Genomic DNA, 17,524 nt, shown 5'->3' with positions numbered 1-17,524 from the left:
ATTAGTTCTTGATGACCGATGCTTCGAGCACCACGTCAATGTTGGCCAGCGCCGTCTCCAGCGTCGCGACGGTTTCTTCGTAGGTGTCGCCTTTGACGATCACCGAGCCGAGGCGATGGTACGCGTTTTGCGGCGGCTGGACGGAGGCGCCCGGCTTGCCGGTCACGATCACCTGCTCGACGCCCGGCACGCATTTCGCCGCGTCTGCGCCGCGGATTTCGCTCAGCACGCCCGCTTCCGGCGCCATGATGAACTTGATGCCCGCGTGGCCCGCGTATTCGACGACGAGGTCTTGCGGACCGTCGACGGAGCAGCGGATCTGCTGTTCCAGCATGTCCACGCCGGTCGCGAGGCGGATCAGCTCCGGGATCATCCCCCCGGCGAGGCGGGCGTTGATCTCAATGATCTTTGCGCCTTCCGGGGTCAGCTTCAGCTCGGTGTGCGTCGCACCGTTTTTCACGCCGACCGCCGCCAGCGCTTTGATCACGGTGGAGCGGATCTCTTCTGCCACTTCCGGAGCCAGTTGCGCCGGGAAGATGTGGCGGGACTCGACGAAGTACGGGAACCCGGTCAGGCTCTTCTCGGTGATGCCGATGCAAGTCGTCTTGCCTTCCCACGTGAACATCTCCACGGAGAATTCCGGCGCGTCGACATACTCTTCGATCAGCACGGTGCCTGCGGTCGCTTGGCCGCGCATGTTGGTGGTGACGGAGAGAATCTTCAAGGTGTGCGCTTCGACTTCTGCCAAGGTGTTGCAGAGCAGGACATCGTTCGATCCGGAATCGTCGGCCGGTTTGACCACGCACGGCACCGGCACGGTCGCCAAGGCCTGTTCGAGGTCCGCTTGACCTTTGACGATCGCAAAGCGCGGCTGGCCGACGCCAGCTGCCGCCAGCGCCTGGCGGGTCAAAGACTTGTTGCGGGCGGTGCGCATCGCTTCCGGCGGGTTGCCCGGCAGGCCGTAGTGGGTGGCCAAGGTTGCCACCGCTTCGAGGTAGAACTCGGAGGTGGTGGCAAAGCCGCAGATCTCTTCGACCGCGACGTTCGCTGCGATCGTCTCTTTCAGCGCTTCCACATCGTTCGTATCGCAGACGATCACAACGCTCCCTGTCTCTTCCAGACCGAGGTAGCGCTCCGGCTTGTTGCAAAGGAAGATCGGCGTCAGGCCCCAGCTCACCGCTTTTTTCAGGGCGAGCATGCCGGTGCCGGTGGTGTTAGATTCAACGAACAGCAGTTTCTTCTTCATGGTGGACGGCTCCTTTAGCTTCGATCTTGGCGTAGGACCAGGAGGTGACGACAGTGTCATACGAGACGTGCGCCGGGTCGTCCGGCAGGCGCAGCGCGTTGACGCCTTTCTCGATGCGGTATGCTTCGTTGTAGATCGAGTCTACATAGCGGTCGCCGCGGTCCGGGAAGATGGCGAGGATTTTCGTGTTTTCATCGACTTGCGACGCGATCCAGCGCGCGACGGCAAAGACCGAACCGGAGGAGTTCCCGGCAAAAATTTTCTCTTCGCCCGCCAGTTGCAAGGTCGCGGCAAACGCTTCTTCGTCGTTCAGCCAGTGGATCTCGTCCATCACAGAAAAATCGACGTTCGGCGCGACCAGCGAGTTGCCGAGGCCGCCCTGCAGGCGCTTCGGGTTGTCCGGCTGGCCGAAGATGACGGAGCCTGCCGCATCGACGGCAACGACTTTCAGATCCGGGTTGAACGCTTTCAGTGCGCGTGCCGAACCGGACAAGGAACCGCCGGAGCCGACCGCGGCGACCAGGATGTCGACATGGCCGAGCTCTTCCATCACTTCTGCCGCCAGCTCTTTGTACGCGCCCGGGTTGTCCGGGTTTTCGTACTGGCGCGGCCAGAATGCGCCCGGATTCTCTTCGAGCAGCTGGTGCAGCAGTTCGAGGCGCGATCCTTGCCAGCCGCGGTCGGGCGACATTTTCTCGACGATGTGCACTTGGCAGCCGAGCGAGGTCAGCTTGGCTTCGGTGATCGGGTCGATGCGCGGGTCGGTGACGATGTGCACCGGGTGGCCGAGGTAGGTGCCGACGATCGCCACACCGGCCGCCATCGTGCCGGACGAGCTCTCGATGATCGGCGCACCGTCTTGCAGGATGCCTTGCTTCTTCGCTTCGAGAATCGAGTTTTTCGCCACGCGGTCTTTCATCCCAAACGGGTTGAGCAGTTCCAGCTTGGCGTAGACCTGGCCTTTGGCGCGGTCATGCAGGCGCAGTTTGACGAGCGGAGTTTTGCCGATTGCATCGATGATATCTTGACGGAGCATGATGTCCAGTCCTTTCTTCGATAGGGGTTCTGTCAGCAACAGTTCGGTCAGCAAAAAGGTCTATTTCAGCAGCGCTTCCACTTGGGAAAACGCATCGTGCACAGCTTGTTTGCGCTCGCTTACCGCTTGCAGCAGCTGCCCGGTCTCCGTCTCCTGAACGGCGAGCAGGTCGCGCATGCGCTGCGGGTTGGTCGCGCCGACCGATCGTTTCACCTGCAGGTTGTAGTCGGTGTCGAACGCCTGATGCAATTGCTCGGCGGTCAGGTTCGCCTGCAGCCCCATGTTCGCAGCGGCCGCATGCAAAAGCGAGATGTCGACCTGCGTCGGCTGCAGCCCTTTTTCGATGGCGGCGGTGATGTAGCGGCCGGCGAGGACTTGCGCTTTGCGGTATGGCACGCCGCCGTGCAGAGCCAGCATGTTCGCCAGCGTGAAGCCGCCGAAATACTCGCGCTCGCAGATCGCCCGCATGCGCGCTTCTTTGAAGGTCAGGTTCTCGATGACGGCGGTGAACAGCTTCAGGGCCGAACGCATCGTCTTGAACATCGTCAGGATGTTCGAGCCCGCCTCCTTCGACGTTTCGACGAGGTTGGTGTAGCCGGTGCTGCGCTGGGCGAACGCGAAATCCATATAGTACGCGGAGATGTGCGCGATGCGACCGCGGATGCGCTCGAGGATCGGGAAATTCTTCTTCTGCGGCATGGCAGACGAAATGCCTGCGAGCTGGTCCGGCAGGTCGATCAAGCCATATTCGGTGCTGCCCCAGGCGATCAGGTCGGTCACGACGCGGGACAGGTTGATCGAGAAGTTGGACAGCTCGGATGCGATGCGCAGGCTCCACTCGCGGTTGGCGACCCCGGTCAACGCATGGCGCACCGGCTCGTGGAAGCCGAGCAGGTCGGACATGCGCTGCTGGTCCCAGCCGAGCTCAAGGCCGGCCATCGCGCCCGAGCCGAGCGGGCAGCGGTTGATGTCATCATACACGGCAGTCAGGCGGGCGATCGTTTTCAAGACCTGCTCGTTGACGGCCGCAAGATAAAAGCCCGGCGAGATCACCTGCGCGGACTGGTAATGCGTATAGCCCGGCATCGGCAGATCGACCGTCTTGTGCGCCAGTTCATGCAAGGCGGCGGAAAAGCGGAACAGCTCGTCGATCACCTGCAGCAACTGATCGCGGCCAAACATGATCTGCGCGCAGGCTTGAAAATCGTTGCGGCTGCGATCCATGTGCCACGCCGGCGCTTCGCTTTTCATACGCGTTTCGACGAACCGCTCGATGGCGAAGGCGATGTCCGACATGTTCGCTTGCGGATCGGCGGTGATCGTCTCCGGGTTGATCTGGGAGAGCAGCTCACCAATCTCGCGGCGCGCGTCTGCCGAGACGAGACCCAAACGCTCGTATTCGAGCGTCATCACTTTTTCCACCAAAATGTACCACGGCAAAAAGTTGTGCAGCTCATAAACAAACTGCGGCTCCAAGATCTCTTCGTGCAAGAGCTGGCTTGGGCCGGAGGAAATACGTCCGGTAAGCGCCGCTTGTTCGGGGGCGGTTTGCTTGGTCATGTAAGTCATTCACTCCTCAGCTCGATGCGTTGGCTTTGCTTTTTATGTGCGCTTTTTGATATTAGTTTAGCTGTATTTGTTTAGGATGTTACACCATTTCACAAGATTCTACACACAGGATAAAAAACCTGCCAACCACATAAAAAATGGAACCCTTATTTCAAGGGTCCCGTTTCAAATCCAAAGTCATCTTCGGTCAACGTCATCAACATCGTTTTGTCGACCTCCCCTTCCTGTTGGGCGAGGCGGGTGGACAGGTTGATCTTGGCCCGCTCAAAGACGTTTTCCGCCAGGCGGCCGTTGCCGAAGTCGGCGCCGGCGAGCGAGCATTCGCGGATGAAGAAGCGCCAGAGCTTCTCTTCCGCTTCCGGCGTGATCAGGTAGTGGGAGCGCTCCGCTTTGCCTTTGACGATCTCGACGAGGTCGGAGGCGTTGTAGTCGGGAAAATGCAGGTGGAAGCGGATGCGGCTCTTCAGCCCGGGGTTGAGCGCGAGCAGTTCCTCCATCTCTTTGGTGTACCCGGCGAAGATGACGGCGAGCAGGTCTTTTTTGTCTTCCATCTCTTTGATCAAGGTGGCGAGCGCTTCGGCGCCGTACTCTTCGCGCTTGCTGCGGGCGAGGGCGTACGCTTCGTCGATGAAGAGGATGCCGCCGGTGGCTTCTCTGATCTTCTCCCCCGTCTTCAGAGCGGTCTGCCCCATGTAGCCGGCGACGAGGTCTTTGCGGGCAGCTTCCACAAAATGGCCTTTGGGCAGCAGGCCGAGCACGCGCAGGATGCGTCCCATCAGGCGGGCGACCGTCGTTTTGCCGGTGCCGGGGTTGCCGGTGAACGCCATGTGCAAGGTGAGCGGGCTGTCTGTCAACCCATAAGCGGAACGCTTCTGCTCCATCGCCAGCACGGCGGTCATCTGTTTGACGACTCCTTTCACTTCTTCCAGCCCGACGAGGCTGTCGAGGTCGCGCAGCACATCTTCGAGCGTCTCGGTTTCGGAGAGCGAGCCGTCTTGGAAGTCTTCGGCGGTGAGCGTGGTGTAGGCGTCGGGCGACCGTTCGGCGCTGCCGGTCTTGGCGTGGACCGCATGGTTGATTTTCGCCTTTTCCAGCAGGTTGCGGATGGTGCGGGCGTTGCCGAACGTGTCGTCGAGCTGCTCGCGGAGGGCGCGGCGCAGCAAGGCGTCTTTTGCTGCGGCGGTCAGCTGGTAGTGGTCTTGCAGGGCGAGGTAGTCGGCGATGGCGAGCAGTTCATCGTCGGTGTAGTCCGGGAAGTCGACGTGGAACGGGATGCGTTCACGCAGGCCTTGGTTGAAGGAGAAAAATTCGTCCATCTGCTTTTTATAGCCGGCGACGATGACGACAAGGTCTTCGCGGTGGTCTTCGAGCAGTTTGACCAGCCCGTTGATCGCGGTGAGACCGAAGTCTTTGGCCGAGTCTTTTTTGTACAAGGTGTACGCTTCGTCGATGAAGAGGACGCCGCCTTGGGCACGTCTGGTGTATTTGGTCAAGTTTTGCTCGGTGTGGCCCATGTAGGCGCCGACGAGGGCGCTGCGGTCGACTTCGACGACGTGGCCTTTGGAGAGCAGGCCGAGCTCTTTGTAGATGCGGCCGATCATGCGGGCGACGACCGTCTTGCCGGTGCCGGGGTTGCCGAGGAACGCCATGTGCAGCGTCGGCGGCTTGCGGGCGATGCCGAGCGCGGCGAGGCGCTCTTTTTCAAACGCGGCAAATTGCGCGATGTCACAGACCTGCTTTTTGACTTGCAGGAGGCCGGGCAAGGCTTGCAGCTCTTCCAGCGCGGTAGGCTTCGGCGGTTCCGGGACGTCGAGCAGGCGGTCGAGGTCGGGCGGCAGCGCGTATGGCCGGATCGAGCGAGCTTGGTTGTCAGGCAGGTTTTGCGGAACGGTAGCTTGATTGGTTGGGGGATCGGTTGCCAAGTCTGTTTCCGGGTCGGTTTTCTGAAAGGATGCTGGATCGGTTGCCGGTTCTGGTGCGGGAAAGGAGGCGGAAGTGTTGCGCAGCGGGTCGTCTTTTGGGCTGGGGAGCTGCAAGGCTTTCTCCTGGCGATGGCGCGGATTCAGGTGCAGTGCGGCAAAATCATCCTCTGCGCCATCGCTCGGCAGGGCGGTGCGTTTTCCTCGTTTTTTGTCGGGGGTCACGCTTAGCTGGGCGCTTTTCCATGGAGAGCTGTCGTCCGGCTTGGCGGCCGCTTTGTTGACGGCGATGTAGAGGTTGGTCAGCGGATAGGGCTTGATGATGAACTCGCGCTGGACGCCCGCTTTGCCTGCGGGATCGACGGTGGCGAAGCTGACCGCCTGCTGCCCGGACAAGGTGACGTGCAATTTGCAGCGTGCGGGCAGTTGGGACAGGCGTTGGAAGAGTGCCGTCCGCGGCCAGAGGTAGAGTCCGGAGCTGCGGCTGTCGACCGGGTAGGCTTGGTCGTGCACGGTGATCACGCCGCCCGCGCCCCCGCCGATGCGGACGCGCAGGGCGGTGTCGGGGCACAGCTCCAGCGCCCGGCACAGCGGCTGATGATCAGGGATGACGAAGTGCAGCGTCGCCTCGGAGTGCGCGGGCAGTTTGAAGGCGGGCATCGCCTTTTTGACGAGCAGGTTGGGGAGCAGAAGATGCTGCTCCCCTCGTTTCAAGGAAAGTGTATTTTTACGCACGATGCAAGTGACATTCCGCTCTTTCGCCTGCGCGAACAGCTCGCGGAGCGGCGCGAGTTTGCGGGCGGCCAGCTTGCAGGTCACCGTGCGGGGCATCGCGTCCGCTTCCAGCTCAGCGGGCATGGTGATCCGGTAGAGGCTGTCGGCATCTTCCTCCATCAGCGACAAGGTCTGCTTGACAGCATCGAGGCGCAACAGCACGGTGTGCTCCCGGTCTTTCCCGCCGGAGCGCACCGTGATGTCTTCCACCGCCGACAGCCAGTGCGCCGCGTCGACCGTTGCTTTTACTGCTTCCATAAGGTCATGGCTCCTCCCTGTAGTCGTTCACATTGCTATAGCCTATGCCGACCGGGTGGACGCCTGTGCGGGGAGGTGTTGAGATTCTCCCGTTTTATGTGTTACTGTAACTTATACTGGTGTGAATTTTCAAACAAGCGTGGTGAATCGATGGATTATCTGCGCTATTTCCTTGTGGGTACAAGTTTTGGCGTGCTGTTGTTCCTCATGGCGCTCTTCTTGGTCATCGTCATGGATTACCAACCGAAGTACGATCTTACACTCTATTTTGGAGTGGGGTTTCTTGGCGGCGTCATCACAAACGCAGCTGTTGCAATCACGAAAGAGCTTCGTAAAACAAGATAATAACACCTATGAAAAAGGCAGGCTCCGCAACGGGAGCCTGCCTTTTCTTACTCTTCGATCTACTTTTTCTGCTGCGCATCCATGCGGCGCTTCATGAAGATGTAGGTGAAGATGAAGATGACGACCATGTACGCCGCGTAGGTCAGGATCGAAGTCAGCTTGTTGTCTTCGAAGGAGTTGCCGACGAACGCGAAGATCAAGAGCCGCGGCAGGGCGCCGATCGCGGTGGCGGCGAAGAAGATGAGCCAGGGCACTTTCGAGACGCCCGTCAAAATGTTCACCACCTGCGTCGGCACCACCGGGACGATCCGCACGGCGACGATGCTCAGAAAGGCGTTTTTCTCAAAATAGCCTTCGTACTCTTTGGCCTTGGGGTATTTATCCAAGATCCCCTGCGCCCAGGTGCGGAACCCGTAGCGCGTCATCAAAAACATGATCGACGTGCCGACCAGCGCCCCGGCCAGCGAAATGCCCGTGCCGAGCACGGTGCCGAACACCGCCCCGATCACCCCGACCAGCAGGATCACCGGCACGACCGGGAAGAACACGCAGATGCTGTAGAGCAGAATCGACACCAGCACCGACAGCCAGCCGCCCGCTTCGATGATGTCCATAAACTGATCTTTATACTGATAACCTAATACAATGATTGCAATAAATAAAACGGCAACCAGAATCTTTTTGACCAAAAGAGTCGTTCCCCTTCCTCTTCAACTCGTCCTTGCCCTACGCTTTACCACCAGTATACACCCTCCCCCGCACCGCTTGCCAGAAATGCTTTCCCGCCCCAAAAGATCAGGGAGTTCCCCGAGAGCTTTCCCGCCCTGCGCCCGCTATACTTTGGATATACGATTTGCGAAACGAAAGGGAGGTGCGGTCAATGCTGAACGTGCAGCAATTGATCCAACGGGAGCTGGATGCGTTTCGGACCGACATGCGGGCCGACTTTGTCGCCATCGCGCTGACCGATCCGACAGCGCACGCCATCCGCTTCCGCTACGTCTCCGGCAACCGCAATGAACGGTACAAGCGCATCGTGCTTCGACCGGGCAAAGGCGTCGCCGGTACAGTGATTCGCATGGGCCGCCCGCTGTTGATGCAGTTTACCGAACCAAAAAGCATGGACGACCCGCGCGAATATCCGATCCTGCTCGCCGAAGGGCTGAAATCGCTCGTCGGCGTGCCGATGGAAGCGGACGGTGGCCGCGTGCCGGGCATGATGCTGGTCGGCTGCCGGAGCTTTCGGGAATTTCTGCCGCTCGATGTCGCCGTGATCGCCAAAAAAGCAAATGAATTAAAAAAGTGGATACTCAGCGGGGACTCAACTGTGTATAGTAAGGAAAAAGGGCACGAGGGAGTGAACCCGTAGCATGAAGATGCCGCAGCAGATCTCTTCTTCATTTTTAGAGTCGCTGTTTCAAAACGTCAGCGACGCCATCCTCGTCATCGACCGGGACGGCATGATCCGGGCGGTCAACCGCTCGTTTGAGACCCTGTCCGGCTATACGGTGGACGAGCTGATCGGCAACATCAACCTCTGTGATGTCTGCATCGGCATGGCGACCTGCTCCGAAGAGATGACCTGCGTGGAATGCTTCGCCAAGCGCCAAAAGATGCCGGCCTTCCAGATGTTCGTGCGCACCAAAGGCGGCGAGGAACTGCCTGTCGCCGCCTCTTCGACGCGCCTGCCGATCGCAGACGACGAAGCGCTCGTGCTGATCTTGCGCGACATTACCGAACAGCAGCGGGTGGAGCGGGAGCGCCACCAGCGCCAGTTGACCAACTATGTGATCCAAGCCCAGGAAGAAGAGCGCAAACGCATCTCCCGCGACCTGCACGACGGGATCGGCCAAGCGCTCTATTCGATCATGGTCGGGCTGCGCGTCGTCAATCAACTGCAGCTCGACGAGCCGGTCAAGGCGCACCTCGACGAAGTGCAGCAGCTCACCTCGCGCACGCTGGAAGAGGTGAAAAGCCTGTCGGTCGAACTGCGCCCGTCGGCGCTCGACGACCTCGGCCTGGTGCCGGCGATCCGCTCGTACATCAAGCGCTTCGACGAGACGTTTGGCATCGAGTCGGAGCTGACCATCGCCGGCCAGCGCCGCCGCTATTCGTCCGCCGTGGAGACAGCTCTATACCGCATTTTGCAGGAAGCGATGACCAACGCGGCCAAATACGCCGACACCGACCAGCTGTTTGTCACCTTGACCGACCGGGAAAACGCGCTCGAGCTGCGCATCGTCGACAAAGGCGTCGGCTTCGACCCTGAGCATCTGCGCGTCAAAGGCACCGGGCTCGGGCTGTTCGGCATGCGCGAGCGCGCTTCGCTGCTCGGCGGCACGGTGCGCATCGATTCGGTGGAAGGCGTCGGCACGCGGATCGAAGTGAGCATTCCGCTCGATGAAAAAGGAGGCCCCAAGTATGTCCATTCGTTTGTTGATCGCGGATGACCACGCGATCGTCCGCTCCGGCCTGTCGATGCTGATCGGCTCGCAGTCCGACATGGAAGTGATCGCCACGGCGGCCGACGGCAAAGAAGCGGTCGACAAGGCGCTCGACCTGCGCCCGGACATCGTGCTGATGGACCTCAGCATGCCGCCCGGCGAAAACGGCCTGTCTGCCACCTCGCGGCTGAAAGACGCAGCGCCGGAGATCGACATTCTCGTGCTGACGATGCATGACGACGAGGAATATCTGTTCCGCGTCCTGCAGGCCGGCGCGTCCGGGTACATTTTGAAAAGCGCTCCTGACCTCGACCTGATCAACGCGATCCGCACCGTGCATTCCGGTGCGGCGTACCTGCACCCGACGGCGACCAAATCGCTGATCGCCGAGTTCCTGCAGCGCGTGCAAAAAGGCCAGGACGTGGAGAACTTCCACGTCCTGACCGACCGCGAGCAGGAGATCCTGCAGTACATCGCCAAAGGCTACTCCAACAAAGAGATCGCCGAGCAATTGATCGTCTCCGTGAAGACGGTCGAGACGCACAAGTCGAAGATCATGGAGAAGCTGCAGATGAAAACACGCCCTGAGCTGGTGCGCTATGCGCTGAAAAAAGGCCTGCTCGACTTTGAATAATCGCCGCAAACAGCGCCGTCTCCTTCGGGAGGCGGTGTTTTTTTATCCCTTGCTTTTTTCAGGGAGTTCCCGCACCTGCTATCGGGGAGTTCCCCGATACCTGCCCAAGCCCCCTGAATCTATACTCAAAGTATGAAATCCGTTACCGATCTACCGGAGGGAGGAAGCACAGAATGGCACAGATTCAAAAGCAGACGGACACCAAGCAAAGCTTGCCGGTCCCGCCGCAGCCTGAGGAAGAAACATCCCTGCGCGGCACGTTTGCATCGGTCATGATCTTAGGCACGCTGATCATCCTCAGCTGGCTGAGCGCATTTTTCCTCTTCCTGGAGCGGCAGTAAGCTGCCTGTCGGGAAGAGGTTGAAGGGGAGGAACACTTCATGCACTTGCATAAATTTGAAAAAATCTGGCTGATCTTCGGCGGCATCACCTTGGTGGCCTTTCTGATCACCTTGGGCGTCAACGCCTTCTCACACGGTCACCATCCGCCAAGCGATCTGTCTCGCGTCCAACCGGCGATGGTCGATCAGACCGCGCCGTTTGACAAGCCCGGCCTGGTCAAGACGGGCGAGAACAAATACGACCTGAACATGCCGTCGTTCGTCTTCGGCTACGCACCCAATGAGATCGAGATCCCGCTCGGCGCGGAGATCACCTTCCACACCACGTCCAAAGACGTCGTTCACGGCTTTGCGATTCCGGGCACCAACGTCAACATGATGGTCGTGCCGGGACATGTCAACTCCGCGACCACCACGTTCAAAAAACCGGGTGACTACGTGATTCTCTGCAACGAGTACTGCGGTGCAGGTCACCACATGATGATGGCAAAAATCGTCGTCAAATAGCAAAGGATGTGAACCACAATGCAAACGACAGCAATTCCGAAGCGCGACGCCAACATGAGCCTCGCCTACCTCGTGATCGCATTCCTCGCCTTTGGCATCGGCGCGATCGCCGGCCTCTTGCAAGGCTTGGTGCGCGGCGGCGTGATCGAGCTTCCCGATTGGCTTAACTATTATCAAATCCTGACCGCCCATGGCGTTCTGATGGCACTGATCTTTACGACCTTCTTTATTATCGGCTTTCTGTATTCCGGTATGTCCAAAACCACCGGCGGCCTGAGCAACTTTTCCTTCAATGCGGGCTGGATCGGCTGGGCGATGATGTTCTTCGGCACCGCGATGGCGACCGCAGCCATCCTGCTCAACGACGCATCGGTTCTCTACACCTTCTATGCACCGCTGAAAGCAACGCCGTGGTTCTACGTCGGCGCCGCGCTGCTCGTCGTCGGCACCTGGGTCGCCGCGCTCGGCATGCTCGTCAACTATGCCAAATGGCGCAAACACAACCCGGGCAAAATCTCGCCGCTGTTCGCCTTCATGACGGTCGCCACGCTCGTGCTCTGGCTGATCGCAACTTCCGGACTCGCCGCGATGGTGCTGTTCCAGCTCATCCCGTGGTCGTTCGGCTGGGTGGCAGATGTCAACATCCTGCTCTCCCGCATGCTGTTCTGGTTCTTCGGCCATCCGCTGGTCTACTTCTGGCTGATGCCGGCGTACATCGCCTGGTATGTCTGCATTCCGAAGATCATCGGCGGCAAAGTGTTCTCCGACTCGCTGGCCCGTCTCGCCTTTATCCTGCTCGTCCTGTTCTCGATCCCGGTCGGGTTCCACCATCAGCTGATGGAGCCGGGCATCTCGGAAAAATGGAAGTTTATCCACGTCATCCTCACGCTCGCCGTCGTCGTCCCGTCCCTGCTCACCGCGTTCTCGATGTTTGCCGTCTTTGAGACCGCCGGCCGCCGCAAAGGCGCGAAGAGCTTGTTCGGCTGGTTTACCAAACTGCCGTGGAAAGATGTCCGCTTCTTCGCCCCGATGGTCGGGATGCTGATGTTCATTCCGGCAGGTCTCGGCGGGATCATCAACGCCTCCAACCAGTTGAACGCGGTCGTCCACAACACGCTGTGGGTCGTCGGCCACTTCCATCTCACCGTCGCCACCTCGGTGGTGCTGACCTTCTTCGGCATCTCCTACTGGCTGGTGCCGGCGCTGACCGGCCGCAAGCTGACCAAGTGGGTCAACCGCCTCGGCATCCTGCAAACGCTGATCTGGACGGTCGGCATGAGCTTCATGTCCGGCGCGATGCACACCGTGGGTCTGCAAGGCGCGCCGCGCCGCACCGACTTCACCACCTATCTGGACAGCGTGCTCGGCCTCTCCTGGATGCCGTACTACAAAGTGATGGCATTTGGCGGCGCGCTGCTCTTCATCGGCGGCCTGCTGATGATCGGTCTGTTCCTCTACATGCTCTGCTTCGCTCCGAAAGGCCAGGAAGAGTTCCCGATCGCCGAACTCGGCGACAATCACGAACCGACTCCGCGCATCCTCGAGCGCTGGAGAATCTGGATCGCCGTATCGGCCGTGCTGATCCTGCTCGCGTACGGCTACCCGATCTACAACGTGATCCAAGACCCGGCGCCGGGTGCACCGCCGATGCGCACGTGGTAAGGAGTAAGGAAAAAACCTTCGCAGCCCTGCGGAGGTTTTTTCTTGCCACCTTTGCTAGGATGTGGGAAGATAGCACGGCACATACTACGTTTGAGGTGGAATGAACATGTTGTCTGTGATCAAAGATGCTGCAGAGAAACTGACCGAAGCGAAGATTTCCTACATGTGCATCGGTTCGACCGCCCTGTTCGTACAAGGCGTGCGCCTGCCGGAACCGGAGGCGGCGGAAATCTCGGTGCAATGGGACAATTTTGACGCGGCCCTCGCCCTGTTTGGCGAAGGAAAGCGCGAAGAATTTCCAGGCGGGTCGAAATTCGTCTACCGAAAAGACGGTGTGACGGTACACCTCGTCTGCTTCTATAACACGGTGATCATCACCGACCCGGACCGCATCTCCGTCGAGGTGGACGGACAAGCGGTATGGGCGAAATCGGTCGCCTACTACCGCGATGCGCTGCCGGAGACAGACCCGTACCAGCCGGCGATCGCCGCCTATATCAAAGAGCGCCAGCGCATGCTGTCGGCAGCGAATGAAAAAGCCTGGAACCAAGACTCCTATCAGGCGTGGGTCAAGCGCTACGGCCCGCCGGAAGAAGCCGCTCCCCGCATCGCGCGCGACCCGCTCGGCCGCCTGAAATCGCTGGTGCCGCATCTCGGCGACGTGCAGGGCAAGAAAGTCCTCAACGCGCTCGGCTCGCACGGCTCGAAAGCGGTGGCGCTGGCACTGCTTGGCGCGGACGCTACCGTCGTCGACATCTCGGAGCAGAACGCCCGCTATGCGAACGAGCTGGCCGCAGCGGCCGGCGCCTCGATCCGCTACGTGATCTCCGACATCATGGAACTGCCGCCAGAAGAGCTGACCGGCGACTATGACCTCGTCTTGATGGAGCTTGGCATCCTGCACTATTTCATCGACCTCGCCCCGCTGATGGACATTCTCGCCGCTGCGTTGAAGCCGGGCGGGCGCTTGATCATCCAAGATTTCCATCCGATCTCGACCAAGCTGATCACCTCGAAAGGCAAGAAGCACAAAGTCACCGGCAACTACTTCTCGACCGATCTGGAAGTGTCGGACGTCGCCTACTCCAAATTGCTCGACGACGGCAGCCGTCTGGAGCAAAAGGTGCGCTTGCGCAAATGGACGCTCGGCGAGATCGTCACATCGGTCGCGCAGGCCGGACTGTTCCTGCGCCTGCTCGACGAGGAACCGAATACGAAGATCGACGATATGGGCATTCCGAAGACGTTTACCCTGATCGCCGAGAAGTTATAAAAAAAGTCTGTGGCGTTTACCCCAGACTTTTTTCGGTCCACAGCTTTCTCATCTCTTCGGAGCGCTCCAGCAGGTCGTCGAGCTTGCCTTGCGCTTCGACCCGGCCGTCTTTGAGCAAGACGATGTGGTCGGCCCGCTGCAAAGCGGCCGGGCGGTGCGAAACGACGAGACAGGTCGCCGCCCGGCGCTCGAAGACGCGCTCCCAAAGCAGTTGCTCCGTCTCCACGTCGAGGGCGGAAGAAACGTCGTCAAACACGTACAGCTCCGCATCTCGCACGAGCATCCGCGCTGTCGCCGCCCGCTGCAGCTGCCCGCCGGACAGCTTGACACCGCGCGCGCCGATCTGCGTCTGCAAGCCCGCTTCCATCGCCGCGAGATCACGGTCGAGCACCGCTGTGCGGATCGCAGCGGTCAGGTCGGCCTGCGCTTCCGGGATGCCGAGCAGCAGATTCTCTTGCAAGGTCTCCTGAAAAAGCTGCGGCACCTGTGCCGTATACGCGGCGCGGGGCGGTGTCAGCTCGCCAGCTTTTTCGCCGTTCCAGCGCACCTCGCCCTCCGGCGTCACGAGGCCGAGCAGCGCCCGCAGCAGCGTCGTTTTGCCGGAGCCGACCCGCCCGGTGATGACGGTGAAACTGCCTTGGGGCACCCGCAGCGACACGTTTTCCACGCCGCGCCCGGAGGAAGGGTATCTGAAGGTCAGACCTTTCGCTTCGAGCAGCTCCAGCCGGTCGGCCGGGCTTTTGGCGGCAAGCGGCACGGTGGGCAGCCGGCCGTCGAGGTAGATGTCGGCGTGTTCGCCCAGCTGCTCCGGAGCGGCCCCTTGGAGCTCGGCGGCGCGCCGGGCCGACACTTCCGCCTGTTTGACGCGGGCGATCAGGCGGCCCAAAAAGTGGGTCATCTGCCCCAGCCAGTCGAGGTAGAAGATGAACAGGGCGAGGTCGCCGACCGAAAAGCTGCCGTCCTGCATGGCGCGGGCGGCGACGAGCAGGATCAGGCCGGTGCCGAAGCCGACCGCATTTTCAAAGATCGAGCCGAGCAGGTCGGCGAACAGGCGGTCTTGGACGGCCGCTTTGCGGCGCTGTTCGCTAAGCGTCCGAAAATGGGCGGCGACCCGCGCTTCCGCCCCGGCCGCCTTGATCGCGCCGACAGCGTCGAACGACTCGGCGGCAAATCCGGCCACCCGCCCCGCCGCCTCGCGGCTTTGGGCGCGGTACCGCTCCAGCCGCTGCGTGGCCATGGCTGCCGCTGCCATCAGTCCGAGCAGGGGCAGGCAGACGACGAGGGTCAGCGTCGGATGAATGAAAAACAGGATGATCAGCGCGGCGAGGGACAGCAGGGGCTTGTAGACGAGGTCGGCCGTCCAGGAGAGAAAGCCTGCGATCTCGTTCACATCGTCGCGCATCCGCAGGAGGGCGTCGCCTGCCGACTGTGGCAGTGCTGCGGCGCCCGGCTTTTTCAGGAGATTGTGCATCACGTTGCGCCGCACCAAAGCGCCGACGGAGAACATCACCGTGAAGTCGACATAGAACCCGCCGAGCAGCACGCCGATGCGCAGCAGCAAGGTCGCCACCAGCACCGCGACCAGCCCCCATGGTCCGACGCCCGCCTGCGCTTCGCCGCTGACCACATCGAACAGCACCTTCACCACATACCCGGTCAATAGCGGCAGGCCAAAGATCCCCGTCCATAGCACCACATCGGCGAGATACCACCCTGGCCGAAAGCGAATCAACCGCCACACCAAGTTCCAAATGTTCATCCCAGCACCTCCTCCCGCCCGGCGTTCTGCAGCTGCCACAGTCTTGAACCGACCGTGCGGCTCAGCGTATCTCTGGCCCCGTACTCGGCGACGCGACCGTCCGCCAGCACCAGCACGTCATCGACGATCTGCAGCGTGGACAGGCGGTGGGCGATGAGGATCGCCGTGCGCCCGGTCAGCAGTTTGCGCACCGCCCGTTCGATCAGCCGCTCCGTGGCCGGGTCGAGCCGGGAGGACGCTTCATCGAAGATGACCAGCGCCGGGTCGCGCAGGAACACCCTCGCGAACGACAGCAGCTGCGCCTCCCCGGCAGACAGGCCGCCGCTGCCGTCGAGCATCGTGCCAAGCCCCTGCGGCAACGCCCGCAGCCAGTCGCCGAGCCCCAGCTCTTCGAGCACTTCGGCGATCCGCGCATCCGGCACCGCCGGGTCGAACAGCGTCACGTTGTCCCGGACGGTCGCCCCGAACAGGCGCACCTCCTGTGTCACCATGCCGATCTTCCCGCGCAGCTCTGCCAGCGGCACCGACCGCACGTCCACGCCGCCAAGCGTCACCGCACCCGCATCCGGCTCATACAGCCGCAAAAGCAATCGGGTCAGCGTCGTCTTCCCGCTCCCCGTCCGCCCCAGCACGCCGAGCACCCGGCCCGGCTGCACGGCGAACGACACGCCTTCAAGCACCGCCTCTTCGCCATAGCCGAACGACACTTCCGCAAACTCCACGCCAAGCTTTCCTTCTGGCAAGCGCAGCCTGCCTTCATCCGGCTCCCGGCTCTGCACCGCCATCAGCTCGCCTACGCGCTGCACGCTCGCCGCCGCCTTTTGGAAATCCTGCATCTCCTCGGTGATCTGATCGAGCGGGCCGCGCAGCAGCTCCACATACGCAAACATCAAATAAAACGTCCCGAGCGTAATCTGCCCGCCTTCATACAGCAAGCTGCCCAGCGCAAACACCAGCACATACCCGGCTGCGAACAGCCCGACCGTCGCCGGCCACAGCGCCCGTCCGCGCACATAGGCCGTGCGCTCCTTGCTCAGCAGCACGCGCATCCGCTCAAAAAAGCGGCGCATCACATACCCGCCCGCACCGTTCGCCTGGATCTCCTCCAGCCCGGCCAGCCGTTCGCCGAGGAAGCCGTAAAACTCCGCGTTCACCTTCCGGGCGGCCACCCAATGCGGCACGGCGATCTCGCGAATCCGGTTCAACAGCCACAGCGCCGCGCCGACAAAGATCAGAAACGCCGCCCCCACGCGCCAATCGACTGTGAACAGCACCGCGACCATGCCGAGCAAAAGCAGCACGTTCGCCGCCACCTTCAGCACAAAGCGCGAGAAAAAGTTCGCCAGCGCCGTCACATCCCCATCGACGCGCTCCATCATCTCACCGGCCGTCTTCTCCTTGTGCCAGTTCAGATCGAGCCGCAGCGCATGCAAAAACAGCTCCGTCCGCAGCCGGTTCGTCGCCGTCCAGCCCACCTGCTCCGCCAAGTAGGTGCCGGCCACCTGCACGAACTGCCTGACTGCTGTCAGCGCCAAAAACAGCAAGGCCGCCCAGATCAGCACGTCCAGCGCTCCGTCCACCTTGGCCGCGTCGATATAGCGGCGCAGCACCAGCGGGCTGCCGAGCTGCAGCAACGCCCCGCCGAGCAGCAAAGCGCCCAAAGCGGCGACTCGCGCTTTCTGCTCCCCGAGCCCCTTTTTTAACATCGTTCCGTACATCCGATCCCCTCCTTTCGCTCTGCTCCTCATGCTAAACTG

15 protein-coding genes are annotated in these 17,524 nt (G+C 61.1%); 8 read left to right on the top strand and 7 right to left on the bottom strand.

The window, feature by feature from the left end; translation table 11 throughout:
* Position 1: 1 nt before the first annotated feature.
* The 4 genes from EV586_RS06830 to EV586_RS06815 all read right to left on the bottom strand — a co-directional run bounded on the left by EV586_RS06830 (position 2) and on the right by EV586_RS06815 (position 6,802).
* Complete coding sequence (locus tag EV586_RS06830) at positions 2 to 1,246, bottom strand: ATP-grasp domain-containing protein (protein ID WP_132944325.1); 1,245 nt, start codon at positions 1,244 to 1,246, stop codon at positions 2 to 4.
* Entirely contained in the window at positions 1,221 to 2,282 is a 1,062-nt protein-coding gene (locus tag EV586_RS06825; protein WP_132944324.1) for a PLP-dependent cysteine synthase family protein, read from the bottom strand. The genes EV586_RS06830 and EV586_RS06825 overlap by 26 nt, the downstream gene beginning before the upstream one ends.
* A gap of 60 nt (positions 2,283 to 2,342) precedes the next feature.
* On the bottom strand, positions 2,343 to 3,842 hold the full coding sequence (locus EV586_RS06820; protein WP_132944323.1) for an argininosuccinate lyase: 1,500 nt from the start codon (positions 3,840 to 3,842) through the stop codon (positions 2,343 to 2,345).
* Between the two features lie 155 nt (positions 3,843 to 3,997).
* Complete coding sequence (locus EV586_RS06815; protein ID WP_132944322.1) at positions 3,998 to 6,802, bottom strand: AAA family ATPase; 2,805 nt, start codon at positions 6,800 to 6,802, stop codon at positions 3,998 to 4,000.
* 150 nt (positions 6,803 to 6,952) lie between these two features.
* Here EV586_RS06815 and EV586_RS06810 point away from each other — a divergent pair, with 150 nt between their 5' ends.
* The gene (locus EV586_RS06810) at positions 6,953 to 7,147 is read left to right on the top strand and encodes a hypothetical protein (protein ID WP_132944321.1); all 195 of its coding nucleotides are present in this window, start codon (positions 6,953 to 6,955) and stop codon (positions 7,145 to 7,147) included.
* Between the two features lie 59 nt (positions 7,148 to 7,206).
* Here the strand turns inward: EV586_RS06810 and EV586_RS06805 are convergent, their stop codons facing one another.
* Positions 7,207 to 7,836, bottom strand: coding sequence for a TVP38/TMEM64 family protein (locus EV586_RS06805; protein ID WP_243652952.1), 630 nt, complete (start codon positions 7,834 to 7,836; stop codon positions 7,207 to 7,209).
* 191 nt (positions 7,837 to 8,027) lie between these two features.
* Here EV586_RS06805 and EV586_RS06800 point away from each other — a divergent pair, with 191 nt between their 5' ends.
* From EV586_RS06800 to EV586_RS06770, 7 genes are all read left to right on the top strand, one after another.
* A complete protein-coding gene (locus EV586_RS06800) occupies positions 8,028 to 8,516 on the top strand; it encodes a GAF domain-containing protein (protein ID WP_132944320.1) in 489 nt (162 codons plus the stop codon).
* A gap of 1 nt (position 8,517) precedes the next feature.
* On the top strand, positions 8,518 to 9,597 hold the full coding sequence (locus tag EV586_RS06795) for a sensor histidine kinase (protein WP_132944319.1): 1,080 nt from the start codon (positions 8,518 to 8,520) through the stop codon (positions 9,595 to 9,597).
* A complete protein-coding gene (locus EV586_RS06790) occupies positions 9,569 to 10,225 on the top strand; it encodes a response regulator (RefSeq protein ID WP_087455600.1) in 657 nt (218 codons plus the stop codon). Before EV586_RS06795 ends, EV586_RS06790 begins: the two co-directional genes overlap by 29 nt.
* Before the next feature lie 173 nt (positions 10,226 to 10,398).
* Positions 10,399 to 10,566 carry a cytochrome c oxidase subunit 2A gene (locus tag EV586_RS06785; protein WP_132944318.1) on the top strand — a complete coding sequence of 56 codons (168 nt, stop codon included), beginning with the start codon at positions 10,399 to 10,401 and terminating at the stop codon, positions 10,564 to 10,566.
* 39 nt (positions 10,567 to 10,605) lie between these two features.
* Complete coding sequence (locus EV586_RS06780; protein ID WP_132944317.1) at positions 10,606 to 11,073, top strand: cytochrome c oxidase subunit II; 468 nt, start codon at positions 10,606 to 10,608, stop codon at positions 11,071 to 11,073.
* Positions 11,074 to 11,091: 18 nt separating this feature from the next.
* Complete coding sequence (locus tag EV586_RS06775; RefSeq protein WP_132944316.1) at positions 11,092 to 12,735, top strand: b(o/a)3-type cytochrome-c oxidase subunit 1; 1,644 nt, start codon at positions 11,092 to 11,094, stop codon at positions 12,733 to 12,735.
* Positions 12,736 to 12,841: 106 nt separating this feature from the next.
* The gene (locus EV586_RS06770) at positions 12,842 to 14,008 is read left to right on the top strand and encodes a class I SAM-dependent methyltransferase (RefSeq protein WP_243652951.1); all 1,167 of its coding nucleotides are present in this window, start codon (positions 12,842 to 12,844) and stop codon (positions 14,006 to 14,008) included.
* 16 nt (positions 14,009 to 14,024) lie between these two features.
* Here the strand turns inward: EV586_RS06770 and EV586_RS06765 are convergent, their stop codons facing one another.
* The gene (locus tag EV586_RS06765) at positions 14,025 to 15,767 is read right to left on the bottom strand and encodes an ABC transporter ATP-binding protein (RefSeq protein ID WP_132944315.1); all 1,743 of its coding nucleotides are present in this window, start codon (positions 15,765 to 15,767) and stop codon (positions 14,025 to 14,027) included.
* A complete protein-coding gene (locus EV586_RS06760; protein WP_132944314.1) occupies positions 15,764 to 17,485 on the bottom strand; it encodes an ABC transporter ATP-binding protein in 1,722 nt (573 codons plus the stop codon). Before EV586_RS06760 ends, EV586_RS06765 begins: the two co-directional genes overlap by 4 nt.
* Between the last annotated feature and the right edge of the window lie 39 nt (positions 17,486 to 17,524).

Source organism: Tumebacillus sp. BK434 (genome assembly GCF_004340785.1).
In the GTDB taxonomy this organism is placed as follows: domain Bacteria; phylum Bacillota; class Bacilli; order Tumebacillales; family Tumebacillaceae; genus Tumebacillus_A.
The sequence above is the reverse complement of the archived record's forward strand: the minus strand, read 5'-3'. Positions and strand labels throughout refer to the sequence as shown.